Origin of the sequence: Fundicoccus culcitae, assembly GCF_024661895.1 — a bacterium.
GTDB lineage: Bacteria > Bacillota > Bacilli > Lactobacillales > Aerococcaceae > Fundicoccus_A > Fundicoccus_A culcitae.
The window spans coordinates 3,065,440-3,091,249 of the sequence record NZ_CP102453.1 but is presented as its reverse complement, the minus strand read 5'-3'; the positions used below and the strand labels follow the sequence as shown (position 1 = coordinate 3,091,249).

25 protein-coding genes, 1 pseudogene and 1 other annotated feature are annotated in these 25,810 nt (G+C 37.0%); of the genes and pseudogenes, 2 read left to right on the top strand and 24 right to left on the bottom strand.

Annotated elements, in window-relative coordinates:
• Positions 1-81: 81 nt before the first annotated feature.
• The gene (locus NRE15_RS13950; protein ID WP_313793471.1) at positions 82-585 is read right to left on the bottom strand and encodes a PTS sugar transporter subunit IIA; all 504 of its coding nucleotides are present in this window, start codon (positions 583-585) and stop codon (positions 82-84) included.
• 128 nt (positions 586-713) lie between these two features.
• Between NRE15_RS13950 and NRE15_RS13945 the strand changes: the two genes are divergently transcribed.
• The gene (locus tag NRE15_RS13945; protein WP_313793470.1) at positions 714-1,553 is read left to right on the top strand and encodes an undecaprenyl-diphosphate phosphatase; all 840 of its coding nucleotides are present in this window, start codon (positions 714-716) and stop codon (positions 1,551-1,553) included.
• 101 nt (positions 1,554-1,654) lie between these two features.
• Here NRE15_RS13945 and NRE15_RS13940 read toward each other — a convergent pair whose 3' ends face one another.
• From NRE15_RS13940 to NRE15_RS13865, 16 genes are all read right to left on the bottom strand, one after another.
• Complete coding sequence (locus tag NRE15_RS13940) at positions 1,655-2,278, bottom strand: V-type ATP synthase subunit D (protein ID WP_313793469.1); 624 nt, start codon at positions 2,276-2,278, stop codon at positions 1,655-1,657.
• A 6-nt stretch (positions 2,279-2,284) separates the two neighbouring features.
• Entirely contained in the window at positions 2,285-3,667 is a 1,383-nt protein-coding gene (locus NRE15_RS13935; protein ID WP_313793468.1) for a V-type ATP synthase subunit B, read from the bottom strand.
• A 1-nt stretch (position 3,668) separates the two neighbouring features.
• Positions 3,669-5,447: a V-type ATP synthase subunit A gene (locus tag NRE15_RS13930; RefSeq protein ID WP_313793467.1), complete on the bottom strand. Its 1,779-nt coding sequence runs from the start codon at positions 5,445-5,447 to the stop codon at positions 3,669-3,671.
• A gap of 29 nt (positions 5,448-5,476) precedes the next feature.
• Positions 5,477-5,797 carry a V-type ATP synthase subunit F gene (locus NRE15_RS13925; protein ID WP_313793466.1) on the bottom strand — a complete coding sequence of 107 codons (321 nt, stop codon included), beginning with the start codon at positions 5,795-5,797 and terminating at the stop codon, positions 5,477-5,479.
• Positions 5,790-6,797: a V-type ATPase subunit gene (locus NRE15_RS13920; RefSeq protein ID WP_313793465.1), complete on the bottom strand. Its 1,008-nt coding sequence runs from the start codon at positions 6,795-6,797 to the stop codon at positions 5,790-5,792. The genes NRE15_RS13925 and NRE15_RS13920 overlap by 8 nt, the downstream gene beginning before the upstream one ends.
• A 9-nt stretch (positions 6,798-6,806) precedes the next feature.
• The gene (locus tag NRE15_RS13915; protein ID WP_313793464.1) at positions 6,807-7,391 is read right to left on the bottom strand and encodes a hypothetical protein; all 585 of its coding nucleotides are present in this window, start codon (positions 7,389-7,391) and stop codon (positions 6,807-6,809) included.
• Positions 7,392-7,436: 45 nt separating this feature from the next.
• A complete protein-coding gene (locus NRE15_RS13910) occupies positions 7,437-7,892 on the bottom strand; it encodes a V-type ATP synthase subunit K (RefSeq protein WP_313793463.1) in 456 nt (151 codons plus the stop codon).
• 5 nt (positions 7,893-7,897) lie between these two features.
• A complete protein-coding gene (locus NRE15_RS13905) occupies positions 7,898-9,145 on the bottom strand; it encodes a V-type ATP synthase subunit I (RefSeq protein ID WP_313795007.1) in 1,248 nt (415 codons plus the stop codon).
• A gap of 91 nt (positions 9,146-9,236) precedes the next feature.
• Positions 9,237-10,880, bottom strand: a complete 1,644-nt coding sequence (tnpC, locus tag NRE15_RS13900; RefSeq protein WP_313793462.1) for an IS66 family transposase — start codon at positions 10,878-10,880, stop codon at positions 9,237-9,239.
• Between the two features lie 90 nt (positions 10,881-10,970).
• A complete protein-coding gene (gene tnpB, locus NRE15_RS13895) occupies positions 10,971-11,315 on the bottom strand; it encodes an IS66 family insertion sequence element accessory protein TnpB (RefSeq protein ID WP_313793461.1) in 345 nt (114 codons plus the stop codon).
• A 38-nt stretch (positions 11,316-11,353) separates the two neighbouring features.
• A complete protein-coding gene (locus NRE15_RS13890; protein WP_313793460.1) occupies positions 11,354-12,160 on the bottom strand; it encodes a V-type ATP synthase subunit I in 807 nt (268 codons plus the stop codon).
• 160 nt (positions 12,161-12,320) lie between these two features.
• Positions 12,321-12,473, bottom strand: a complete 153-nt coding sequence (locus NRE15_RS13885; protein WP_313793459.1) for a hypothetical protein — start codon at positions 12,471-12,473, stop codon at positions 12,321-12,323.
• 315 nt (positions 12,474-12,788) lie between these two features.
• The gene (gene serS, locus NRE15_RS13880; protein ID WP_313793458.1) at positions 12,789-14,078 is read right to left on the bottom strand and encodes a serine--tRNA ligase; all 1,290 of its coding nucleotides are present in this window, start codon (positions 14,076-14,078) and stop codon (positions 12,789-12,791) included.
• Between the two features lie 38 nt (positions 14,079-14,116).
• Positions 14,117-14,339, bottom strand: a binding site (T-box leader).
• Positions 14,340-14,374: 35 nt separating this feature from the next.
• Entirely contained in the window at positions 14,375-14,902 is a 528-nt protein-coding gene (gene trmL / locus NRE15_RS13875) for a tRNA (uridine(34)/cytosine(34)/5-carboxymethylaminomethyluridine(34)-2'-O)-methyltransferase TrmL (protein WP_313793457.1), read from the bottom strand.
• A 17-nt stretch (positions 14,903-14,919) separates the two neighbouring features.
• Entirely contained in the window at positions 14,920-16,089 is a 1,170-nt protein-coding gene (gene queG / locus NRE15_RS13870; protein ID WP_313793456.1) for a tRNA epoxyqueuosine(34) reductase QueG, read from the bottom strand.
• Positions 16,090-16,223: 134 nt separating this feature from the next.
• Positions 16,224-16,826 carry a 50S ribosomal protein L25 gene (locus NRE15_RS13865; RefSeq protein ID WP_313793455.1) on the bottom strand — a complete coding sequence of 201 codons (603 nt, stop codon included), beginning with the start codon at positions 16,824-16,826 and terminating at the stop codon, positions 16,224-16,226.
• Positions 16,827-17,024: 198 nt separating this feature from the next.
• Here NRE15_RS13865 and NRE15_RS13860 point away from each other — a divergent pair, with 198 nt between their 5' ends.
• Entirely contained in the window at positions 17,025-17,435 is a 411-nt protein-coding gene (locus NRE15_RS13860) for a NusG domain II-containing protein (RefSeq protein ID WP_313793454.1), read from the top strand.
• 62 nt (positions 17,436-17,497) lie between these two features.
• Here NRE15_RS13860 and NRE15_RS13855 read toward each other — a convergent pair whose 3' ends face one another.
• From NRE15_RS13855 to NRE15_RS13825, 7 genes and pseudogenes are all read right to left on the bottom strand, one after another.
• Entirely contained in the window at positions 17,498-18,613 is a 1,116-nt protein-coding gene (locus NRE15_RS13855; protein WP_313793453.1) for an FAD:protein FMN transferase, read from the bottom strand.
• A 184-nt stretch (positions 18,614-18,797) separates the two neighbouring features.
• Positions 18,798-19,730: a 2-keto-3-deoxygluconate permease gene (locus tag NRE15_RS13850; protein WP_313793452.1), complete on the bottom strand. Its 933-nt coding sequence runs from the start codon at positions 19,728-19,730 to the stop codon at positions 18,798-18,800.
• A gap of 198 nt (positions 19,731-19,928) precedes the next feature.
• Positions 19,929-21,260, bottom strand: a complete 1,332-nt coding sequence (locus NRE15_RS13845) for a LysM peptidoglycan-binding domain-containing protein (protein ID WP_313793451.1) — start codon at positions 21,258-21,260, stop codon at positions 19,929-19,931.
• Positions 21,261-21,524: 264 nt separating this feature from the next.
• Positions 21,525-21,848, bottom strand: a pseudogene (locus NRE15_RS13840) (group II intron maturase-specific domain-containing protein); the annotation flags it as partial.
• Between the two features lie 86 nt (positions 21,849-21,934).
• Positions 21,935-22,795: a group II intron reverse transcriptase/maturase gene (ltrA, locus tag NRE15_RS13835; RefSeq protein ID WP_313793305.1), complete on the bottom strand. Its 861-nt coding sequence runs from the start codon at positions 22,793-22,795 to the stop codon at positions 21,935-21,937.
• 566 nt (positions 22,796-23,361) lie between these two features.
• The gene (locus NRE15_RS13830; protein WP_313793450.1) at positions 23,362-24,627 is read right to left on the bottom strand and encodes an FMN-binding protein; all 1,266 of its coding nucleotides are present in this window, start codon (positions 24,625-24,627) and stop codon (positions 23,362-23,364) included.
• Positions 24,628-24,805: 178 nt separating this feature from the next.
• The gene (locus NRE15_RS13825; protein ID WP_313793449.1) at positions 24,806-25,804 is read right to left on the bottom strand and encodes a peptidylprolyl isomerase; all 999 of its coding nucleotides are present in this window, start codon (positions 25,802-25,804) and stop codon (positions 24,806-24,808) included.
• Between the last annotated feature and the right edge of the window lie 6 nt (positions 25,805-25,810).

The window sequence follows — 25,810 nt, the reverse complement described above, 5'->3', positions numbered from 1 at the left end:
ATCTAGAGATTGGTGGGCTTTTGCTTCTATTATTTATTCGTCAAAAAGGTGAAAAATCAAGCATAATTGTTGCAGTGGTATTTATTTTAGGAAGACTTTTCCGACTTCCTCGCCTTTGGAGACCATACCTGTTTTGGTTAGTTCAAACGATTTTATCACTTCATCACCATTTGTAAAGATAACCACGATGTCCGTCTCTTTTTCTTCTGCCTTCACGGCGGCTAAGTCCATTTTGGATACGACATCATTATGACTTAACTTTTGTTTTTCTTTTACTTGTGTAGTAAATGGTTTACCATCTAGAGAAACTGTATCAATTCCCATGTGAAGTAAGACTTCTAACGAAGAACTTAATAGCCCTACGGCATGTTGGGTTGGAAAAACCGTTGTTACTTCGCCATCCACTGGCGACGTAATCGTGCCATTAGCTGGTTTTACAGCAAAGCCATCTCCCATCATTTTTTCAGCAAAAACTAAATCATTAACCTCTTCTATCTTGATTAACTCACCATCTGCTGGTGCATATAAGGTTACTTCTTTAGATTTAACTGGTTCTTGTTCTTTCTTTTTAAAAAAATTAAACATGATTCTTCTCCTCATTTCTAACAATATAGTTAAATAATACCATACACACGCCATTTAATAAAATATTTACGCTTTAAAGGATTTAATAGTGTATAATAAAGTTTGTTACTAATTAGCGAGGTGAAAAAATGCAAAATGCTATTGATATTATTGAATTAATTAAAATAGTTATATTAGGAATTGTGCAAGGAATTACTGAATGGTTACCGATTAGCAGTACGGGGCATATGATTTTAGTTGATGAATTTATTACATTAAATAGCTCGGCCGAATTTAAAGAAATGTTTTTCGTATTAGTTCAGTTAGGTTCCATTTTCGCAGTTATTTTACTCTATTTTAACAAGTTGAATCCTTTTTCATTCAAAAAAACCAAAGAAGAACGCAAAAGCACCTGGATGCTTTGGTTTAAAGTAGCGGTGGCTAGTATCCCTGTCATGGTTTTTGGCTTTGCCTTAAATGATTATATTAATGAATACTTCTACAATCCTTGGGTCGTAGCAGTAGCACTGATTGCTTACGGTATTATCTTCATATGGGTTGAAAACAATCAAACAGCTAAACATTCATATACCGTTAAAACCTTTGATGAACTATCCTTTAGAAAAGCCTTCTTTATTGGGTGTTTTCAATCTTTAGCTATCATCCCTGGCACATCACGGTCTGGTTCAACGATTATCGGGGCGCTATTACTAGGAACATCACGTTATATAGCTACAGAATTTTCTTTTTTCTTGAGTATTCCGGTTATGTTTGGGGCAAGTTTTTTAAAACTCTTTGATTTTGGTTTTAATTTCACCCAAGCCGAATTTATTTATTTGATTGTTGGTATGTTGGTTTCATTCATCGTTTCCGTTATTGCGATTCGATTCTTACTTAATTATATTCAACGTAATGACTTTAAAGCCTTTGGTTACTATCGTATTGCTTTAGGTTCCATCGTTATTTTGTATTTCTTATTTAATCGTTAGAATTTTAAAGCAACTGAAAAATAATCCGAAGTGTTTAATGTTAGGGGGCAAGCCCACTATGATTAAACCCTTCGGATTTTTTGCGAACAGTCCTGTAACCCTCACCGATCTTTAATCTTCATCATCCGTGTCGTTGCAGCACGTTCATTTTCTTCTAATTTCATCTCAATGAAATAAATGGTTTCTTCCAAATCAGGTATGATTTGGTATTCTAAGCCATTTACTCTACGACGGGTCTTCTCGATTTCACTAGCCATTAACTGACACGTTTTCTCAATTTCAGCTAAATCTAACAAATCTTGCAACGAATCTTCGATAGCTATAATGGCTTCATCCATCCCACTATTAGAAGAAACAAAACTATAATCACTATCTGATTTGGTATTTAAATCAGTGATATTTACATGCAGTTTTGGAACACGGACACTCATGATGTTATCTTCACGTATTCGTAATGAGACTTCTTTGGTTGGCGTTGAAAATAACTCATTCACCATACGATCATCTTCAAGTGTTTTGGCTAAAACAAACTCTTGCATCACTGGCTGTAACTTATCTTCTACCTTTTGCCGCAATTCATTATTTTGCCTAATCAATAGAATAAACTGGCGCACTAGTTCATCGCGTTTATCTTTAAGCAGTTTATGTCCGCGCGTGGCTAATGTAAGACGCTCTTTTAATTTACTTAATTCACCACGGGTTGGTTTCACATTTAGCTTAGCCACTGGCCATCACTCCTTATCCGGCAAATATTGATCAATCATCGATTCCTTGATACGTTTTAATTCTGTTCGCGGTAAAATATCTAATAATTCCCACGCTAAATGCAATGTCTCTTGAATAGAGCGTTCCGTATGGAAGCCTTGATTAACATATTCTTTTTCGAATCGATCAGCGAACTGAACATACAATTTGTCGGTATCCGATAGGGCTGCTTCCCCTAACACCGCCGCTAATTCTTTAGCTTGTTTTCCTTCTGCATAGGCAGCAAATACTTGATTCATTGTTGGAGCATGGTCTTCACGTGTTTTACCTTCGCCAATCCCATCATCTTTCAAACGTGATAATGACGGTAGTACATCAATGGGAGGACGATAACCATTATTGTACAATTCACGAGATAGAATGATTTGCCCTTCTGTAATATAGCCCGTTAAATCCGGAATTGGATGTGTAATGTCATCTTCTGGCATTGTTAAGATAGGTAATTGTGTGACTGACCCTTTTTTCCCATTAATACGTCCCGCACGTTCATACAAACTAGCTAAATTAGTATATAAATAACCTGGATAACCCCTTCTGCCTGGAACTTCACGACGGGCTGCTGAAACTTCACGTAAAGCTTCACAGTAGTTCGTAATATCAGTCATAATAACTAATACATGCATATCTTTTTCAAAGGCTAAATACTCGGCGGTCGTTAATGCAATTTTAGGTGTTGCTAAGCGTTCAATGGAAGGGTCATCCGCTAAATTAATGAACATCACGGATCGTTCCAATGCGCCTGATTCACGTAAATCATCCATAAAGAATTGAGCTTCCTCAAAGGTTACGCCCATCGCAGCAAACACAACCGCAAAATTCTCATCCGAATTTAGAACCGTCGCTTGACGGGCAATTTGAGCCGCTAATTCTTTATGGGGTAAACCTGAGCCAGAGAAAATAGGTAATTTTTGTCCACGAACGAGTGTGTTTAAATGGTCAATAGTAGATATACCTGTTTGAATAAATTCATCTGGATAAATACGAGACACAGGATTAATCGCTTCGCCTTCAATATCTAGCGCTTTTTCTGAGATAATCTCAGGTCCTTCATCCATCACTTTACCCATGCCATCAAATACGCGCCCAATCATATCTTCCGATACATCGATAGTCAAAGGTTTCCCTTGGAAACGGACACGTGTATTGGCGACATTAATGCCACTTGAACCTTCAAACAATTGGACGACAGCAGCATCTTCACTGAGTTCTAAAACTTGTCCTTGACGCACTTCACCGGTTTGTAACTCAACTTCCACCAAATCATTATAATGCGCCTCTTGAACACCTTTAACAATCATTAAAGGCCCTTCTACTTGTGAGGTGGTGCGATATTCAATAATTCTTGCCATCTTAATTACCCCCTCCACTTTGTAATATTTCACGCATATCGATATCAATACTTTCTTTTATTTGATCAATTTGTTCACGGTCTTCTTCAGCAATGTATTTACTACGAGCAATACGATGTCTTACTTGACTCGTCCCTGTTTCAATATCAGTGTAAGTCGCACCATATTCTTGTGCTTGACGGGCTTGTTCATCAAAATGTAAGATATTTTCTAACATACTGACTTGCTTATCAAAAGATGTGTATGTATCAACATCGTCATAGGCATTTTGTTGTAAATAGTCTTCACGTAGCATGCGTGCTGTCATCATGGTAATGCGATCTTTATCTGATAGTGATTCAACACCTACTAATTGAACAATTTCTTGCAAGTCACTTTCTTGTTGTAGAATACTCATACCACGATTTACCATTTCTGACCAATTGATATTTCTCGATTGATCAATTGTTTCACCAATTTCATCCTGATACAATGAATACGATTCTAACCAGTCAATCGCTGGAAAATGACGTTTCTGAGATAAGCTAGAATCCAATCCCCAAAATACTTTTACCACGCGTAAGGTATTTTGTGTAACAGGTTCAGAGGTATCTCCTCCTGGAGGCGATACGGCACTGATAGCCGTTACCGAACCTTGTTTACCACTATTCCCCATGACTTCGACTAAACCTGCTCTTTCGTAGTATTCTGCAATCCGAGAACCTAAGTAAGCTGGATAACCTTCGTCACCTGGCATTTCTTCAAGTCGTCCTGACATTTCACGTAACGCTTCTGCCCATCGAGAGGTTGAATCGGCCATAATTGCCACTGAATACCCCATATCGCGATAGTATTCCGCAATAGTGATCCCTGTGTAAATGGATGCTTCACGAGCGGCAACCGGCATATTGGATGTATTTGCAATCAGAACCGTTCTTTCCATCAAGGATTCACCTGTATTTGGATCAATTAATTTAGGAAATTCCTCTAACACTTCGGTCATTTCATTACCACGTTCACCACAACCCACATAAACAACAATATCAACATCTGAATATTTTGCAATTTGATGTTGAATCACGGTTTTCCCTGCGCCAAATGGACCAGGGATGGCGGCTGCTCCCCCTTTAGCTACAGGAAAAAAGGTATCAATCACTCTTTGTCCAGTGACTAATGGGCTCGTTGGTAGTAATTTACGTTTATAAGGGCGACCTTGACGAACAGGCCATTTTTGCTTCATTGTTCCTTCAAACACACTGCCATCTTTTTGTTCAACCGTGTAAACAATATCATTGACAGTCTTTTCGCCACTCTCAATCCTTTTGATGGTACCTGAAACCCCCTTAGGTACCATAATGCGATGTTCAACAATAGCTGTTTCTTGGACAACACCTATGACATCGCCTGGTTCAACATAATCGCCTATTGAAACTTTAGATTCTAATTGCCATAACGCATCCTCATCTAAGACAGGTACATTAATCCCTCTGGCTAAATACTCACTTTTGGTCACTTCTTCAATTTTCTTTAATGGTCTTTGAATACCATCAAACATTTGAGACATTAATCCTGGTCCTAGTTCAACCGACAATGGTTGCCCTGTTGTTTCCACTGGTTCATTTAATCCAAGTCCTGATGTTTCTTCATATACTTGAATAGCCGCAACATCATTTTCCATTTGGATAATTTCACCCACTAATTGCATGTTACCAACTTTAACAATATCACGTATATTGGCCGCTTCCATATTAGCTGCTTCAACTAATGGACCGGATACTTTAATAACTCTCCCTTGGCTCAAATGTCTCCCCCCTTTATCTTCATTCATCATTATAAAATATCTGCTCCAATAGCTTTCTCAACATTTTCTCTGATACGTGCCATACCTAAACCATTACCCTCTTTGTGGGTTGGAATAAGGATGACTGCAGGTGTAATGACAGAATCAAAATAGCGAATAGTATCTGGAATAAGTTCTGCAATATCTTCTGTAATATAAATTACACCATATTTCTTTTCAGCTAAGTCATTTAAAATAGCTGCAGCCTCTTTTGCCTTCGTAGTAGAAAAGGCATCAAAACCTAACATTTTAAAGGGAAGGATGGCATCACGATTTCCAACAACAGCAATACGATAATCATTTTCACTCATAGACGGGACGCATCCTTTCTTTAATTTTTTCAATCGGAAGCCCACTAACTCTTCCGTTTAATATTAAACGTAGATTTGTAATTTCCATTTCTTTACGGTACAAATAAAACAACAAAGGTACCACATCATTGGGATTCAACAGCTCTTCTTTAAGCAATTGATAAATATATTCGGTTTCCATTCGCTCTAGATCATAAGCTTGAATCGTACCCTCGTTCATTTTTTCAATATAGGCATCAAATGTTTTTACATAAGGTAATTGATTAATGGATTCAAACCATGAAGCTAATTGATTATCTGAAATCATTTGAAGCAAATCGCTAATTGCTACAGTGCCTTTATCCGATAACATTTCAAACATAAAACTACGTGGTTTGCCTAATTGTGTGCCACGATAAACGGTAATGACATTATAAAAATCAATCAAAGCCGTTATAACAGCATCAACAATTGGATTTTCTTCCTTTTTTCGAATATCATCTAAATGATCAAAATAGGCCATATCTAAACCTAAATTGACCACTTTAATATCTTGATACGTATCATAATCCGCCCTAATTTGTTTAACACGCTCAATAATTTGGTTGGGGATAACACTTGATTCACTCGTTTGAATAATATGATACAATTCATCAATTGAGAATCGACCAATCGTAATTAACAAATCTTCATTATCTTGATTCAAGACTAAATTCTTAAAAATCACTTTTAAATTATGATAAATATACTTGGCTCCAAAAACTTCAACGATAGAACGGTTGGGTCCTTCACTAATAGCAAACCGATAATTTTCAACGAGATTATCGGTTAAACGCTCTTCAATTTTATCTAAGTCATTTAAGTCATCTGCTTTAAAGTAATAGCGTGTATTTTCTAAGACACGTAAACTCGTTTGAGCTGAAGGACTGACTAATAATTGCTCAAAATCTTGTTGAGTTAACAATGAAGCTGAACGCACATCAATCAACGTATTTATTTGACTGTAATCAACTTTACTCACCACAATCACCTACGTTTCACTAAAAACACGTTTAGCGATTTCGGCACTTAAATCATGACGTGTTGCTTCGACTAATTTGGCATAAATGTAATTGTAATCCACACGACCAATCGAAATAATAAAGCCACCTTGTTTATCTATCGGATGACTATTGATTTTGATTTTATTGAAGTCTTTCTTCAAAGTTTCTAAATCTTGGTCTTCTAAGTGTTTTAAGGTGTACTCACCAAATTGAATGCGTAAATAATTATCATGATACAATTCTAAAACTTGATTGATAAATTTTAGATGTGTTTCTTTTGGCCACTGATTCATTTCTTCAACGGCTTGGTCAAACATTCCGATAATTAATTTTTGTTTCCCAATTAACGAAGATTGACGACGACGATTTTCAACTTGTTGAATTTGATGCTCATATTTATGTTTCAGCGCTTCAAGCGCGAGTTCTTCTTCATAGGCAAATTCGTCATTGAATTCACGTTGATCTTTTTTAAATTGCTTTTGAGCTTCGGCTTCTGCTTGTTCTAACTTCAACTGGCCTTTTTTATGCGCTTGCCGAATGACAGACTCTTCTAAGCGAGATAGTTCTGACATTTTATCGCTCCTTCCATGTATTTCTCAATCCAAATAAATACCGCATTAAATCAATAAGAATGATGTTACAAAGGCTAAGATGGCATACATTTCTACCATTGAAGCTAGAATAATACCTTTAGAGTTTTCTTCAGGACGTTTAGCTAAAATTCCCATCGAAGCTACTGCCACTTTAGCTTGATCACCCGCTGAGAAATAGCCAACAACAGCAATAGGTAGTGACGCAATGAGTAAATTAAATCCGGATGCTAGACTCATACCTGGTTCCATCTGCAATAAAATCATAAAGCCAATAACGAAGCCATATAAGCCTTGTGAAGCAGGCATTAGTTGCAAGATTAATGCTTGAGCAAATTTTTCCGGTTCTTCTTTGATTAAAGCGGCTGCGGATTGACCAACAACACCTAATCCTCTAGCAGAAGCTATCCCACAAAGTGCTACAGCTAAAAACACACCTATTCCAGCCAGTATCATTCCACCATTTTCCATAAAAAAGTTCATTAATTTTACTCCTTCACTTCTTGATTTTTCTTAATAGAGACATATTTTTCATTTATTTGTAAGGGTTTGAATGGTCGTCCATTGCCTGTGTAAAACTTACCAAAGAATTCAACGAAGATTAAACGCAAACTGTGAACACCACCCGTTAATAAAGAAAGGAACATATTAAATAAATGTAAAACAATGAAAAGCACAACACCCAGCGTCACACGCCCAATAAAGGGAATTTGACCTACGATAATATTAAAAGCCGCTCCAATACTAATACCCGACAAACCTAAAGCCATCAAACGTGAATAACTAATAATATCTCCAAAGTAACTAACAGCATTTAAAAAGCCCAGTAAGCTAGTTCCAAGTCCTGATATACCTTTAGCGTCGATTATATTTGCGATAATCATGCCAATAAAACTTAGGAGAATCATACCTAGACCAACATTCGTTAAGGCACTTAAACTAGGGAATAGGAACCCAAGCGCTGCCACAGCAATTCCGATTAAAACAATAATCCAATGCAAACCATCAGCATAGGCTTTCGCATAGTTTTTATCTTTTATTTGTAGGTAGGTATTTATTCCAAATGCGATGCCCATATGTACCATACCAATAGCTAATGATAGTACCATGACTTCCATAACGGATGATTGTAAATCAATGAGTTGCATCCATTCAATCGTAAAACCAAAGAATGAACCATATATAGCTCCCCAGACAACCCCTGATAAACCTAAACTAAAAACAAGTTTTAAGGTATCTTTTGTACTTTCCGTTAACTTAAAGGTTTTTAAAGGTATCAAGGCTGCTACTACCAACACCAAACCATAACCTAAATCGCCTAACATCATGCCGAAAAATAACCAATAAAAGGGCATAACAAAAGGTGTTGGATCGACTTCTTTATAATTAGGTAGCCCGTACATCGTCGTAATCATTTCATACGGTTTAACAATCGCTTTGTTTTTCAATTTTGTAGGTACCGTTTTATAATCATTTTGATTTAATGGATGAACTTTTGCGACGATTAACTCATCAAACTTATTTTTGATTGTTTGTAGAAATTGTGACCCATTTTCTTCTTCAATCCAACCTTCAATTGTAACTAAATTATCTGCTCGTTTTAAAGCAAATTTCGCTTGTTCACGGGTAGATAAATTATTCACATATTCATATTGTAATTTTAATTCGTCAAGGGTCGATTGATAAGCTTTTAAGGTGCTAACGATTTCTTTACGTTCAGTTTTCGCATCTTCTATCGTAAGCGCCCAATAGTGAGGTATCTATCCATAAAAAAATAAACATGCTAAACTAACCCAGACAGAAGAAATTCTAGGTTAGTTTAACATATTAGGCTGTTTTTTCTTCAACGACATCACCAATCACCGTTTGTGCAGAACAGGCTTCTTTGATTTCATTAGACCAAGGCATATATTGATCTAATTTAGCTGTCGCTAAATCACTCTCATTCGGTAGGTGTGTCAGAAGATACTGAATGTATTGTTTTGCGTCTAAACCATGTAATTTAGCTGTCTCAATCAGTGAGAGAATAACTGCACCTGCTTGAGCACCGTTAAAAGTAGCCGCAAATTTATAATTATTTCGTCCCATCACTACAGTGCGTATGGAGCGTTCTGCTGCATTATTACTAAGCTCTAAGCGCCCATCCTTTAAAACGTTGTAGAAATACGCTTTATACTCTTTGGCATAACTAAACGCTTTACTCAGTTTGTCTTTCAGGATGGTGTTGGCAGCACACTGATCAATGTAGTTGAAGAGATTGTCCATTAATCGTTTAAGAATGAATTGCCTTTTCTTAAATCGTTCCTCAATGGATAACTCTTTCCATTCACGTTCCTTTCTAAAGATAGTATTTATCATAGTGAGAATCTCATCGGCTGTTGTCTTAGGTAATCCTTTGGAAACTCTACTCGCTTCAAAGAATTTTCGCCTTAGATGTGCCCAACAACCTGCCAACTCTAGGTTCTCGGTTGACTCATCAGCACTGCGATAGACCGCATACATATCACAGTGTATCGTCCCTTCGAAGCTACCAATGACTTCCTTAAACTTATCACTTCCACGCCCATCTTGGTGGGAGAAATACACGACTTTATGGTCATGATGTTGCGAGCTTTGAAGTATCCAATAAAAAGTTTGTTGCTTGTCACTTTCTAGGACACGGAAGGTGGTCTCATCCATATGCGCAATATCATGCATGAGTATTTCATCATGGAGTGCTCGATAAATAAAGCCTAAATAATACTCACAGGCTTTAATATGCCAACGACAAATAGTGGTTCGTGATAAAGGTAATAACAATTTTCTCCAATGGTTTTCTTGGCGGTAAGCTGGTACTTTTAATTCATATTTTTGATAAATCGTCTCTGCAACGACAGAAGCCGACCCAAAGCTATTCACAAAAGGAAGTGAAGGGAGTTCAGATTTTACAAATTGATCTTTATCCGCTTGTGATGAGCAGTGGTCACACTTATAGCTCATTTGATGATGATTAACACATTTGAAATGAGCAGGAACAAACACAAGTTCTTGTTGTACTTGAGCTGGACCAATTAATTTTAATGGATGGTGACAATCATGACAGACTTGTTCTTCATCAGGTAAGTAATGATAGACATCTTCTTGAACATACTGATTGAGAATCTCATCTTTTCTTCCGACGGATTTTTCGCGCGGCTTGGAGCCTTTTGTTGTTTTTTTTTCAGATTTTTCTACAACTGGGGGCTCTGGTTTAGAATATTCCTCATGAGAGATAACTTCCGAGATATCTTCGGAAGGATCCGTGAAGAGATTCGTTTGTCCTTCCGAAATCATCGTTTCTCTTCGAGGGCTATAAGTCATTATTTGATAGGTTGCGAGGTCTTGACGCATGAGTTCAATCTTTATATTCGCAGCTTCAAGTTCGGATTCTAATTGGTTAAATTTTTCTAAAATTTCTGAAATTTCTAGTCCAATAAGTTCGTTTTCGGTCATGTCTATCACCTCTTTTCGTTAGGCTCATTATACCATATACCGAATATATTTACTAGTAAATTTAGCGATTATTCACTAAAAATATAGCGATTATTTGTTGAAAATATAAGAGGTTTCTAAAGGCGGGTTCAAGGTATCACCTCGTAAAAGACGTTCTAATTGTTGAAGAGAAATTTCCATAAATTTCGGTTCGGTGTATGGCCAAACGAATCCCCCTCGTTCCAATCGATAAACTAAGTCAGTAAATCTAAAACCGTCCCAATAGATGATTCGCAGAATGTTTCTTCGAGAATTACAAAAAAGATAGGCTGCGGTATGATCAGGTTTAAAAGCAGAACTAGATTGAATCAAAGTGCATAGACGTTGGCGATCTTGGTTAGCTGGCGAATAACGAGGCATGAGATAAAGTGTTTCAGGAATTGTAAAGTCAATCATTATTATTGTCACTCCTTTTGTTTGATGAATTAATCATACTAAATCGGAGTAAATTTAAGAAGATACCTCACTATTGGGCGCTTACCTTCTATCGTTTGGTTCCATTCATCAAGCTGGTCTTTTGGTAACATATCGGAGGTATATTTAAAGGGGAGGAATTGATAAGGTTTCAAATCATTTAAAATTTGTCTGTTTTCCTTATTGTAACTAAAAACGACCACACCATAGTCATTATCGTCAATAAAGACAACTTCATAAAAATAATTATCGTTTTCTTTTAAATAGTTGATAAAACTATCTTCATTGGTGCTTGGCACCCTACCAACAACACCATTAACATAACTAAAACTATTTAGCTTATTAGGTGTGATTTCTAATTTTTTCCATTTTTCTAAATCATTGACTTGATCACGCGTCTCGTCAATCAAAATTTCTAATTCGTCTAGGCGTTCAACTAATTGAATGGTATGGTTTACTATTTCATCTTCATTAAATTGTTCACCATGGTTTTGAATTTGCTTAAAACTCACTTCAGGTTTCCCGTTTTTTAACGTTTTCATCAAAGAAGGTTTTTCTGCAAATCGGTTGGCTAATTCAATAGCCCGCTCAATTTGATGAAGACGATTTTCTAAGTCATCCATCACTCTTTGTTCTGTCATTGATTGAGATTTTTCTTCGTACTCATCTAACATGTCTTCAGTTGTGTCATCTAACTTATCCCAAGGATCTTGATCATTTAAATTTATAATTTCAATTTGTTGCATTCCTTGAAGTTCTGTCAATAGGTCATCAACTAAATTTTCAGGGGTTAGAAGTGTTACTTTGTTCATAGAACTAATTGCCATATCGCTTCACCACCTCTTTAATAATTTGTGGAACGTAGTCCGTTTTTGATGATTCAAGTGCATGATTAATGCGTTCTTGATCACGGTTTAATACTCTTTCTAACTCTTGTTCGGCATGGTCAAGTCGCTCCTTTAAGGAGTCCTCTAATTCAGCTAATTTTTAATCTCGCGAAGATTCTAAAGCTTTCTTTTGATCCTCTAATTGTTGCTTATAAGATTGTTCAACGGCTTCAATCTGTCTGTCATAATCTGCCTCAATTTCAAGAGCTTGATTTTCAATTGATTCAACAACCTGCATTGTTGTTTTGGCCACTGTCTCACCTCCTCTATTACTCATTGTTTTATTATATCAAATTTTTTAGTATATTTCAGGTTAAAACGTCAAAAAAATTCAATAAAGTGAGGCAATTTTATTTTGTTGTAGTTTTATATTGAAATATTAATATTATTATCTAAATTACAATCAATATATTAAAAAACGAAAAAACAACATTGTACTACTAACAATGCTGTTTTCCCCTTAATGTAAACATTTTCTTTATGATGGATGCCATCATAATTCTGTGAAAATTGTTTTTATTATTAATTTTTTCTCATTCAAATATGTGGCATGGTAATAGCCAGAAAATTAATTGTTTTCCGGTGATTTAATTTCTGTCACACCATTCATGTACGGAACTAAGACCGTTGGTATTTTTACACTCCCATCAGCCTGTTGATAATTTTCTAAAACAGCGACAACCGTTCGTCCTACAGCTAAACCAGAACCATTTAATGTATGAACATATTCTGTTTTACCTTCTTCGTTTCTGAAACGAATTTTGGCTCGTCTAGCTTGAAAAGCTTCACAGTTAGAACAAGAAGAGATTTCACGATAGGTATTTTGCCCAGGTACCCATACTTCCAAATCATAGGTTTTTGCAGCTGATAAGCCCATATCTCCAGTCGATAAGGTGATGACGCGATAAGGCAATTCTAAAGCTTGTAAAATATCCTCTGCATCTTGCGTCATTAGTTCCAGTTCTTCATATGAGTGGTCTGGATGGGCAAACTTCACCATTTCAACTTTATTAAATTGATGTAAGCGAATAAGACCACGAGTATCCCGTCCAGCACTTCCAGCTTCAGAACGAAATGACGGTGACAGAGCAGTAAATTTAATCGGTAAATCTTCATGATTAAGTATTTCATCAGCATAATAATTGGTTAATGGAACTTCAGCCGTTGGGATTAATGAAAAATGACGTTCGTCTGTTAATTGGAAAGCATCCTCTTTGAACTTAGGATATTGACCTGTTCCAAACATTGCTTGGTCATTGACAATATAAGGCGGTAGCATTTCCGTATACCCATGATTTTGGGTATGTCTATCCAACATAAAGTTATATAAAGCACGTTCTAAACGCGCACCTAAGCCTTTATAATAGACAAAGCGACTGCCAGCAACTTTTGCACCCCGTTCAAAATCTAAAATATCAAGTTTTTCTGCAATATCCCAGTGATTAAGTGGCTCAAAATCAAATTGAGTCGGTTGTCCCCAACGTCTATTCTCAACATTGGCTTCTTCATCTTCACCAACGGGCACATCTGCATTGGGTATATTTGGTAACACAAATTCAATGCTTTCAAGTTGTTCGGTTACTTGAGCTAATTCTTTGTCAAGTTGAGCAATCGTATCCCCTACCGTTTGCATTTCCTGAATCTTTGCATCTGCATTTTCTTTGTTGCGTTTCAGCTGGGCTATTTCCTGCGAAGTGGTATTACGATATTGTTTAGCTTGCTCGGTTTTCAAAATTAAGTCACGACGTTCTTGATCCAATTGACGATATTCATCTAAGGTTTCGCGTTTTACTCCGCGCGTTGCCAAAATATCAGCCGTTTTTTCAAATTCATCTCTCAACAATTTACGATCTAACATAATTTTCCCTCCTAAAATATAAAAAGAGCCCTACGTCTTTTTGGGACGAAAGGCTCTTTTTCGCGGTACCACCCGATTTTAAACATTCTAAATAAATGTCTACACTCTATATCGATAACGGGGACACCGGCACTATTTAATCAAAAAAGTTTTCATAGGCTACATAAAATGGGGATTCACTGATTAATTTAAATGATTTGCACCAACCATCATCTCTCTAAACAAACGCTTCAGCTACTATTCATTCTTAACTTGTATTATAAAAGATTAAATTCCTTTGTCAACCAAATAGCCATTTACCAATTTAATTGATTGGCTTTTTCAGTATCATCATAATGATGAACTTTTTCTAAACCTTGGAAATTTTGTTGTCTTAAAGCCTCAAAAATAATAATATTAGCCGTATTGGATAAGTTCAGTGACCTTACATGCTCATCATTCATCGGAATACGTAAACAACGGTCTTTATAAGTTTCCATAAATTCAATCGGTAAGCCGGTCGTTTCTTTTCCAAAAATAAAATACTGATCCGTAATGTGGTCAGCGGCTAAATTTGCCTCACTATATATTTGTGGGGCAAACTTACTAATAAGATATAGAGGACTTTCTTGAATAGTTTCTAAAAAGGCATCCAATGACGCATGGTAAGTTATATCCACATGATGCCAATAATCCAAGCCCGCTCGTTTTAACATTTTGTCATCTGTACTAAAACCTAAAGGTTCAATCAAATGTAATGCCGTGTTGGTTGCTGCACATGTACGGGCGATGTTACCCGTATTAGCCGGCATTAAAGGTTCATACAAAACAATATGGTTTCTCATAAAATTCCTTCTTTTTCTTAACGATTAGCCCGTGGAAGTCGTTTGTTTTTAAGCGTTTCTAAGGCTTTTTCCATCTCTTCAATTGTCTCAGCTTCGGTTTCTTTAGCCAATTGCTCGGCCACACATTCAACTAAAACAGCATTATAATATCGTTGAATTTGACCAATTGCCCAGGCTGCTGTTCCACGAATCATTGGTCGCGGATCTTTTTCTAACAGCTCAATTAATTGAGGTAAGGCTGTTTGATCACGAAAATTGGCTAAAGCTATTATGGCATTTCGCTGTAAAGGTTTCTTCCCACGCCAAGATCCAGCCATATGCCCAAATTGGTTTTTAAATTCACGATTTGACATTTGTAGCATGGGTTTTAATAAAGGCTGAACCGCTTCTGGGTCAGGCTCCATTTCTGGGTGTAAATGGAAATCTTTACCTTGATTATAAGGGCATACCAACTGACAAATATCACAGCCATAAATCACATGTGTTATTTTACGCCGATATTCTTGGGGCATATAGCCTTTTGTTTGGGTCTGATAGGATAAACACCGTTGACCGTTTAATCGGCCATCACCTAATAAGGCGTCGGTAGGACAAGCCTCCACACAGCGATAACAATCCCCACATCCAAAAGGAACTGCTTCATCAGTCTCAAACTCAATATCGGTTATAATCTCGCCTAAATAGACATATGACCCAAATTCTTCGGTAATTAACAAGCCATTCCGCCCAATAAACCCTAAGCCAGCACGTTGTGCAGTCGCAACATCCATTAATTCACCTGTATCAACCATCGGTTTAAAATGTGCCTCGGCAAATTCAGCCTGTAAGACTTCAACTAATTGATTCATATGTTGTCTTAAGACATCATGATAATCTATTCCCCAAGAAGCTCTTGAAAAGAAGCCTCTTCGCTCCCCTTTTGCTTGTGGCAAAGGATCTTTTAGTTGACTCGGATACGCTAAAGCAATCGCGATAATTGTTTTTGGTTGTTTAAAAATGCGTTCAGGATAAATACGTTCTTCGATAATGGGGTGCTCAAATCCCGTCGTATGCCCGGCAGCCTTTTGCGCTTTAAGGGATGCTTCCATATGATCAAAAGGTTCAGCTGAAGCAAAACCAATTTTATCAATGCCAATTTCTTTAGCCGCTTGGATAACCCGCTCTTTAAATTCAGCTGTTGCTTTCAACTCATTCACCCTCCAATGTTTTATTATCATTTTACCATATTAACCAATATTCATGAACCATAAAACAATGAAACAAAAAAGCCAGTAACAACAGCGTATTTTCGCTATTGTTACTGGATTAAACGTAAAGTAAATTACTCAGCGTCTGCTTCACCAATTACTTCTGGTTCTGCTTCTTCTTCATCCGTTTCAACTGGTTCTTCAGTTGGTGCAGAAACGGTAATAATAGTCATTTCAGGGTCATCTAAAACAACAACACCTGCAGGAACTTCTAAATCAGAAACGACACGTGTATCACCAATCACCATACCTGTCACATCATATTCAAAATGGCTAGGAATATCATCTGGTGTTGTTTCAACTGTAACAGCATTAACAACTAATTCAACAATACCTTCTTGAACCGTTTCAGGATTTACAAGACGTAATGGAATTTCAACAGTTAATTTTTGGTCAGCTGAAATAGCTTCTAAATCTAAACTATAAACTTCATCTTTTAATGATGCACGTTCATAACTTTTAATCCATACTTTTTGAACTTTGTTATCATAATTCAAATCAAAAACGGCGTTAATTCCTTCTGCTTTTAATAAAGCTTCAAAATCAGCACGATTAATTAATAGTGAAACAGGTTCAACTGTTTTACCATATAGTGATGTAGGGATTTTTCCTTCTTTACGAGCATGACGGGATGCACTTGATCCAGTAGCTGTTCTTAATTCTGCATTTAAACTCATTGCGATTAAATTCTCCTTTATATAAATTACGTTGCTAACAATAGTGATTTTCGCACATTCCTTATATTATCAAATTTTCTATTAAATTGCTAGAAAAAAATGCTGAAATTTATTACAATAGAGGATAACGAGTGATTCCCCATCTTTTTATTAAATAAAAACTATGACTAACAGGGTAATTACCTCAAAGGAGGCAATATGAGATCAGTATTAAAACAAATGAAACCTTTTGATTACATCATCATTGTTTTGTGTATTTTTATTTCTTTTTTACCTAATATCGTAACGGCAGCTATTTATTCAAAAAATACTGACGAACATGCCATTGTCGCTTTAATCAAAATAAATGGTCAAGAAGTGGATCGTTTTGTTTTAGGGGAAGACACCGAAGATTTTGAAAAAACCTACTACCCTAATACGGGACAGTATAATATCATTCAAAAACAAGGTGATCAAATTCGGATTAAAGAAGATAATAGTCCCGATCAAATTGGTGTTCGAACAGGATGGATTCAAAACCCTGGCCAAACCGCTATTTGTTTGCCCCACGGCTTAGTCATTGAAATCCAAGGTGAAATGGAAGAAGACCCCTTAATACTGCCTTTATAAAAAAACCGAGCTTAACCCTCAATTGGGAAAGCTCGGTTTTTCTTTTTTAATACATATCACTGCTAGTCGACAATATGATACTCTTCATTGGTCAATTCAAACGTATCTTTTAATCCCGACGTTAAATGTACCCCTTTATCCTTGTCAATGAAGACCGCTTCAATTCCGTCTGTTTGCTCAACAAATTGAATTCCATCTTCGATACCAAATAAGAATAAAGCTGTTGAATAAGAATCCCCATCAAAAGATGTCTCAGCAAATACTGTCACACCACTAATTTCATTATCCAAAGGATAGCCTGTTTCAGGATCCATTATATGATGATAAAGGTGTCCATCTTGCTCAAGGTATCTTTCATAAATGCCAGAGGTAACCACCGCACCATCAATCACTCTTTGCGTACCAACAATAGATCCGCGTGATTTATCTGGGTCTTGGACCCCCACATTCCACCCTGTTTCATTGGTTGGAGAGTTACCCATCACAACAACATTACCCCCTAAATTAATAATGGCCGTTGTTATACCATACGGTTTGAAAATGTCTACTATTCTGCCGCCGATATAGCCTTTGGAAATACCGCCAAGCTCCATCACCATACCTTCTTCTTCAAGCATTACCGCATGATTTTGCGGATCAAGTGCTATTTTCTTATAATCAATTTTGCTTAAAGCCGCTTGAATTTCTTCATCGGAAGGAACGCGTGCATCTTCTGAACCAATTTGCCATAAGTTGGTAATGGCTCCAATCGTTATATCAAATTTCCCGTCAGATAATTCAGCTATTTCAATAGCTCTTTCAATAACGGCATAAGTTTCCGGATTCACTTGGACAAATTCTTGACCAGCTGCCTGATTAATGCGGTAAACATCTGAGCCTTCTAAGTTAGTTGAAAAATTTCGTTCCATCTCAGCCATATAATCAAACGCTGCTTGCATCGCTTCTTCTTGACCTTCATGATAAATTTGTATTTGAACCGCTGTATGTAGCATGGATTCCGTACGCGTCAAAGGCTCAGAACTTACGGGCAAAGGTTCAACTTCTTCAACTGGTGAGGCTGTAGAAGTAACATCTACATCTGAAGAACTTGCTTGATTGCTTGCTTCAATGGTTTGACTTCCGACTAAAAAAATAACTAAAAACGTAAAGATGATGTGCTTGGTTTTGGTTAATGACATAGTATAAAAACTCCTATTAGATTGTTTGTACATATATTAACATATATTGAGAATTGATTGCATCTCCTGAATAACTATTTCAACCAAACATCTGGTTGAAAAAACAAACGAAGGCTTGAATACCACAAAGTATCCTCGCATTCGTTTATTAGAAATAAATGTTAATTTTTTTTAGAGATAGGTATTAATGATTAGGATAGACTCTTGAATAGTGGTAGCGCGTAATAATCGGTGTTAAAACAATGGTTATGATGGCTAAAGTTAAAAGCTGTGCAACAGCTGATGGAACATAGGTCATTAATACGGAACTGGAAGCAGCAATTACAGCAGGAAAGGCGGTCGACGACCCTGCCGCTGTTGTCATGGATAATCCAACAATTCCATCGTTTTTCAAAACTTTATAATCAACGATGAACAAGGGAGACATCAAGAGGTAGAAAAAGAGACATAAAATTATGCCAGGTAAGCCAGATTGTAAGGCTTCAACTAAATTCATGGATTGACCTAAATTCCAACCTAAGATAGGTGTCAAAACGGTAACGCCTGTTCCAAAAATAGAATTAAAGTCTTTATCTAAATTCCCGAGTACGATACCTATGATTAATGGGATAAAAGTCGAAACAATTGGCATCCAATCCACTTCTCCACTTCCTGCAACGGCATACGTTAACATGGGAAAGACGGGAATACTGAATAAAGCCGTCAAGGCAAATGCAGCTTGATCTTGTTTTTTCCCGTATTCTGATACTAAAGCAATATAGACGGCTGGGTTCATACTAAACATACCAACGGTAAATGCTAAGGCGCTAATACCAAAGATTCCTTCTTGTCCAAAAATATTCATATATAATAAGCTAACCGCAAAACTAATCGCTATTTTTACAAGAACAAGAATACCATGACGTTTGAATAAAGCACCAATTTCAGAAAAATCAATCATTAGACCCGAGCAAAAGGTTAACATGCCTATAATAAAGTTAGTACTTGTTCCGCCTAATAAGGCTTCAGTTACACCACCTATACGAAATAAATTGGGCCACAGAGTGTAAAGCAAGGCACTTAACAACAAAGGAACTAAAAATGTACCTGCGGGTATTTTCTTTAAAAAATTAACCATACTGCTCCTCCTTAAAATGGGTATGTTCACAGAGCGTTTAAGCGTTTGCGACTTTTATTTATCATAGCTTATAGACATTAATCTGTTAAGTAATATGACTTGTTTTAAACAAAATAGTTGAGCCAATATATTTAAGGAAACAAAAAAACTACACTAAAGCCTTATGCTTTAATGTAGTTTTTCTGAAAGATATTTTATTTAATAATTAAAAGATACATGTACGTGGTCATAGTGGTTGGCTGTTAAACTACCACGGTCTTCCATCCATTGCCATGATTGATTCCAAGAACCATAAATTTGTTGTTCCCAAATAACGTAAGAAATATTATTTGCTCCCATATTGCTAATGGCATAATTTGCAATAGCATCCCCTAAATCAGATCCAACAGGTACCATAAAATCAACCGCTAAACCTTGACCATGGTCACCACCGTCACCAGGACGATAAGAACTAAATGAATTGACACCATAAACACTGGCTACTTGATCTTTAAAGGCAGCCGCCGAATATGATAATCCTGAATTTTGAGGATTTGTGGTTGGATCATATGGCGGTGTTGCTGGTTCCGTTACAGGTTCTTCAACAATAATTTCCTCTTCAGGAACGATTTCTTCATACACAGGTTGCTCTTCTTCGACAACAGGTTGTTCTTCTACAACAGGCTGTTCTTCGACAACGGGTTGCTCTTCTTCTACAACAGGCTGTTCTTCGACAACGGGTTGTTCTTCGACAACAGGTTGTTCTTCGACAACGGGTTGTTCTTCGACAACAGGTTGTTCTTCTTCGACAGGTAATTCATCGACAGCAGGTTCCTCAGCTTCAACAACTTCTGTTGGTGTTTCAACGATGACTTCTTCTTCTACCCAATCGTCTACTTCTTCAACGATATCAACCGCAGACTCATCTATGATTTCAATGGTTTCTGGTGTATCATCAACAATCAAATCTTCTTCAACGACTATTTCTTCAATTTCATCAGTAGGAGCTCCACCAACAATGATATTGTCAGTTGACCATTCGGGAACCTCAGTAATGATACCGACGGTTTCTTCAGTGACCACTTCATCCGTAGGTTCAATTACTGCTTGTGTATCTATATTTTCCACAATGATTTGTTCTTCAACCGTTAATGTATCGGATAATTCTTCGGGTAAACTTACTTCAAAACCTTCTCCTTCAGGCGTTTCAATCGTTAGACTAGCAATATATTCATCTTCTTGATTTAGACTAGTCCCATACGAAGCCGTTAAAAGTGTTTCTGGAAAGATTAAATCTATATTTGCAATATCATTGATTTCAGCTAATATGCTTAAATCAACCGCTAAAGCTTCTGAAATAACACTTAATGTATCTCCATATTTAATCGTATATAATAAATTATTATCTTGATCGAATTCAATCTCTGCCAATACTTCTTCTACTTGACGAGCTTGCCAAACGTCTGTAATTTCATTGGCACTAACCGCTAGGCCAGAATTCATTAAAGCCAGTAACGAAGCACTTATCCAGATTTTTTTCTTGAAATTCATATTTAATTCACCTTTTATAAAGTATTTTTTCACAATTCAAAGTCTAACATAGCCATTAGAAGATTCCAACCACTTGAACAGCTTCTTAAATGAACTGTATTCTATTTGAAATAAAATCTGTGTTAAAGAAGCGTTTTGTAATATTTATTGAACTGATGAATTTATCGTAATCGAGTAGGAGACTAGTCATTAATTGACTAGTCGACCTCTCACACCACCGTGCGTACGGTTCCGTACACGGCGGTTCAATAACTTAAATATCTTTTATCGCTCATATAAGTAGGTTAGATCCTTCAATCCCCAGATAGCGAGCCTTTTGTTTGTGATGGCTCGGTGTAAAATTTCACTCCGTGAAAGTCTCCAATAAGCCTTACGACTCCCTGCCATCTTGAGCGAATCATCATGGTCTATGCCTAGTCGCCTAAGTTGTGTATACCGAGTGGATACTTTCTTCCATCTTTTCCAGATGAGCTGTCGCAATCGATGATTCAACCAGCTCTGAGTTTCTATCATGAAAGATTTCATAAAACCAATTTTGTAGTAATTTATCCACCCTACAGTCACTCGATTGATTTCTACTACTATATCTTCAAATGACCCAGGTCGATTACGACGAGTTAACTTCTTGAGCTTGGTGCGAAACTTTTGTTTAGCCGACTGACTAGGTCGGCATCCTACTTTCCCGTGCTATTATGAATATGAAACCCCAGGAATTTAGATTGGGTGGGTGTCGTCACTCGGCTTTTTTCCTTATTCACCGTTAGACGTAATTTCCCTTCAATAAAGTCTGTAATACCTTCCATCACACGTTCGCCTGCCCGTCTACTCTTTACATAGATGACAAAATCATCCGCGTATCGAGCGAACTTATGACCTCTACGCTCAAGCTCCCTGTCTAAATGGTGTAAATAGACATTCGCTAGTAACGGAGATAAGGGGCCTCCTTGTGGTGTTCCCATATCCGTTTCAACATAAAAGCCTTGGTCCAGGATGCCTGATTTAAGAAAGTTCCAGATAATTCTTAAAACAACTTTATCCTGAATATAGTATTCAAGATTATTTCTAAGAATTTGATGGTTGATGGTATCGAAATAATTCTTCAAATCACAGTCTACTACTACACGATAACCTTCTTCGTAGTAACTGATGACTCGTGCCACCGCTTGATGAGCGTTGCGACCTTTTCGAAAACCGTAACTAAATTCAGAGAAATGCGGGTCAATTATCGGGTCAATCACTTGAAGTATCGCTTGTTGTACGACTCTATCCCTTACCGTTGGAATACCCAAAAGGCGGACTCCACCGTTAGCTTTGGGTATTTCAACTCGTTTCACAGGTTGTGGTTGATAGGTTCCAGCCTTGAGCTTTCGAACAATGGCTGACCCATAAGTCGCCATATGTTCGTCTAGTTCATTAACCGTCATCCCGTCTACACCGGGTGCTCCCTTATTTTTGCGAACTTTAGCGATAGCTTGTTCCATGTTTGTTTGACTGACTACTTGGTCAATCAGTAAGATATCATTTTGTTTATTCATATCTGTGCTACGACACCTCCGCACTCCTACATATCTTTTTGCTTCCAGCATATCCTTCTGTAGGCAGCCATCTCTTCGAACTTAATCACGATGTTGTCTGCGTTATCGGTGACGTATCCACCTCCTTGATTTTCAAAATTGTTATTGTTCTGTCCTTCCTAGCTATAGGCTAGTACTATGACGTCTGCTGACTTCTCATCATTCGTTGTTACTACGATTAACTATCGTTGATGAGACCTCCCCGGGTAAGAATGACAACCTTCCACTCATGTCACTGCTTCATCTACTGTATGGGATTCGTGCAGTATTGGACTTTACTTTGTAAGGCAAGCTCGTCCGTCCCTGTTCAGCCTTAATATGAAGTTTCTGTTCGTCAGTGCGAGTGTTTGCCTCCGGCTTCCTTCAGATTCCACCTCACGATGGACACCCTTGCCTTTAGCTAACAGTTCCTACTGCCAAGCCTGTAGTGGACTTTCACCACCAAGTTGTCACCCATGCCGGGCGCACCATAAAAAACCACTCTATAAAAATAGAGTGGTATAAATATTTTCTTATTATAGGGTGATTTATTCAGATTCGGTTGATTCTTCTTCAGACTCAGCTGATTCATCCGATTCATCACTTGCTTCTTCGGTTTCTTCATCCGCTAAAGAGATTTCAATTGTTTCTTCATTTCCTTCAATAGCCGCTTCAATCAGTAATTGAGCATATTTTTTAAATGATTCACTTGTGTCAGTTGCACCAGATACAACATCTACTTCATCAGGATTTTGAGTTTCTAATAATTGTGCAGTTAATTCTTCTACTGCATCAGCAAAAGCTGTTCCAGAAACATCTTCCATCATTTGATTGTATTCTTCGTCTTCAGTTTTTAAATTACCTTCAGCATCTTCCATATCGTAATTTACTTCGGTAATTTCTCCATCTGCTACTACTATTGTGAAATGATGTGCCCAACCATGTTCATCAGCATCCGTTACAAGTGAATATTCACCATCTTGTAATTCAGCATTTGCAGATACCATAATTGTTTCTTCATTTCCTTCGACTGCAGCATCAACTAATAATTGCGCATACTCTTTAAAGTCTTCACTTGTGTCAGTCGCACCAGATACAACATCTACTTCATCAGGATTTTGTGTTTCTAATAATTGCGCAGTTAATTCTTCTACTGCATCAGCAAAAGCTGTTCCAGAAACATCTTCCATCATTTGATTGTATTCTTCATCTTCAGTTTTTAAATTACCGTCAGCATCTTCCATGTCATAATTTACTTCGGTAATTTCTCCATCTGCTACAACTAATGTGAAACGACTAGACCAACCATGCTCATCAGCATCAGATTCAAGTGTATATTCACCATCTTGTAAAACTAACGCTTCCGGTGTTGCGCTCACTGATTCTTCAGTTGCTTCTTCAGATTCTTCAGTCGCTTCTTCAGATTCTTCAGTTGCTTCTTCAGATTCTTCAATCGCTTCCTCTGATTCTTCGGATGCTTCCTCTGATTCTTCAGTTGTTTCTTCTGATTCTTCAGTTGTTTCTTCTGATTCTTCAGATGCTTCCTCTGATTCTTCCGACGCTTCCTCTGATTCTTCCGATGTTTCTTCTGATTCTTCAGTTGTTTCTTCTGATTCTTCAGATGCTTCTTCAGATTCTTCAATTACTTCTACAGATTCAACCTCAACACTTACTTCTTCTTCAACTGATTCAACAACACTGCTAGTTGCCTCTTCAACTGATTCAGTTTGCGTTTGTGTATCCCCACATGCGGCTAGAACTAACATGGATCCTAATAACAAAGATCCTCTAGTCAATAGCTTTTTCATTTCCATTGAATTGCACTCCTTTAATCACATTGTGATAGTTCAAAAATTATAGTCTTATAATATACTAATTATTTTTCTTTGTCTAGTTGGTACTATTATCTTAATGCCGAATAATTTATTTACAAAAGAGGAGAACAACTAATCAAATTAGCTACTCCCCTCAAAATAAATTTCTTAAACTTAACTATTCAGCAGATTCTTCAGTAGTAGATTCTGCATCAGCTTCTACTGTTTCTTCAGTAGCTGCGGATTCTTCAGTAGCTGCTTCTTCTTCTGTTGGAGCTGCCATAGCTAGTAAATCATCAATAGCAGTAGCTAAATCTTCGTCATTAATTTGAACGTTAGCATCTTGTACTAAACGACCAATAATGCCAAATGCATAGGCTGAATCTTCTAATTTACTATTAATGTATTGTAATTCCACATCATCACGGATTTCATCTAAAGGTGCTTTCGTACCATTATTAATTGTACGAATGACATGGTAACCGTATGAAGATTGAACTGGCACTTGTGTCATCTCACCATTTTCTTGACTAACAACAGCTTCCTCAAATTCAGGAACCATTTGACCTGTGGTAAATGGACTTAATAAACCACCGTTTGAAGCTGAGCTATCTAACGATACTTCTTGTGCTACAGCATCAAACTCTTCACCATTATTGATACGTTCAATGACGGCTAAAGCTTCTTCTTCAGTTTCAACTAAAATGTGTTGAGCTTCCATGGTCGGAGCATATTCATTGTCGTAGAAATTTTGAATGGCTGCGTCAGACATATCTGTATTTTGTTCAATGACAGCTTGGAAGAGATTGCGTAAATAGATTTGTTCGGTAAAATCTTCAGTTGTACCTAATTGTTGATAAGCTAATAATTGATCAAAGACTTCTTGACCACCCGCTTCATCAATTTGAGCACTAACTTCCTCTTCCGCTGATGTTCTTAATGCTTGTGCATCTGGTACACTATGTTCAAGAACCATTTCTAAAATCATTGTTCTTAAGGTAACGTCACCCGCAACAGCTTTTAATTCTTGATAAAATTCCTCTTGAGAAATTTCTTGTTCGCCTACAGTTGCAATCACACCTTCATTTTGTGCAGTTGCTGTTGAAGAGTATACAACGCCTCCAATAGCTACTAATGAAGCAGCAATAACAGCCATTTTCTTTAAACTTTTTTTCATTGAGTA

Coding starts and splice junctions, on each gene's coding strand:
- trmL (WP_313793457.1), bottom strand. CDS start 14,902: ATGAGAAACCATATTGTTTTGTATGAACCTTTAATGCCGGCTAATACG.
- tnpB (WP_313793461.1), bottom strand. CDS start 11,315: ATGATTGACTTTACAATTCCTGAAACACTTTATCTCATGCCTCGTTAT.
- NRE15_RS13915 (WP_313793464.1), bottom strand. CDS start 7,391: ATGTCAGAACTATCTCGCTTAGAAGAGTCTGTCATTCGGCAAGCGCAT.
- NRE15_RS13935 (WP_313793468.1), bottom strand. CDS start 3,667: ATGGCAAGAATTATTGAATATCGCACCACCTCACAAGTAGAAGGGCCT.
- NRE15_RS13855 (WP_313793453.1), bottom strand. CDS start 18,613: ATGTCATTAACCAAAACCAAGCACATCATCTTTACGTTTTTAGTTATT.
- serS (WP_313793458.1), bottom strand. CDS start 14,078: ATGTTAGATCGTAAATTGTTGAGAGATGAATTTGAAAAAACGGCTGAT.
- NRE15_RS13830 (WP_313793450.1), bottom strand. CDS start 24,627: ATGGAAATGAAAAAGCTATTGACTAGAGGATCTTTGTTATTAGGATCC.
- NRE15_RS13890 (WP_313793460.1), bottom strand. CDS start 12,160: ATGGCAATTAGTTCTATGAACAAAGTAACACTTCTAACCCCTGAAAAT.
- NRE15_RS13950 (WP_313793471.1), bottom strand. CDS start 585: ATGTTTAATTTTTTTAAAAAGAAAGAACAAGAACCAGTTAAATCTAAA.
- NRE15_RS13945 (WP_313793470.1), top strand. CDS start 714: ATGCAAAATGCTATTGATATTATTGAATTAATTAAAATAGTTATATTA.
- NRE15_RS13860 (WP_313793454.1), top strand. CDS start 17,025: ATGAGATCAGTATTAAAACAAATGAAACCTTTTGATTACATCATCATT.
- NRE15_RS13850 (WP_313793452.1), bottom strand. CDS start 19,730: ATGGTTAATTTTTTAAAGAAAATACCCGCAGGTACATTTTTAGTTCCT.
- NRE15_RS13845 (WP_313793451.1), bottom strand. CDS start 21,260: ATGAATTTCAAGAAAAAAATCTGGATAAGTGCTTCGTTACTGGCTTTA.
- ltrA (WP_313793305.1), bottom strand. CDS start 22,795: ATGAATAAACAAAATGATATCTTACTGATTGACCAAGTAGTCAGTCAA.
- NRE15_RS13925 (WP_313793466.1), bottom strand. CDS start 5,797: ATGAGTGAAAATGATTATCGTATTGCTGTTGTTGGAAATCGTGATGCC.
- NRE15_RS13865 (WP_313793455.1), bottom strand. CDS start 16,826: ATGAGTTTAAATGCAGAATTAAGAACAGCTACTGGATCAAGTGCATCC.
- tnpC (WP_313793462.1), bottom strand. CDS start 10,880: ATGACCGAAAACGAACTTATTGGACTAGAAATTTCAGAAATTTTAGAA.
- NRE15_RS13910 (WP_313793463.1), bottom strand. CDS start 7,892: ATGAACTTTTTTATGGAAAATGGTGGAATGATACTGGCTGGAATAGGT.
- NRE15_RS13825 (WP_313793449.1), bottom strand. CDS start 25,804: ATGAAAAAAAGTTTAAAGAAAATGGCTGTTATTGCTGCTTCATTAGTA.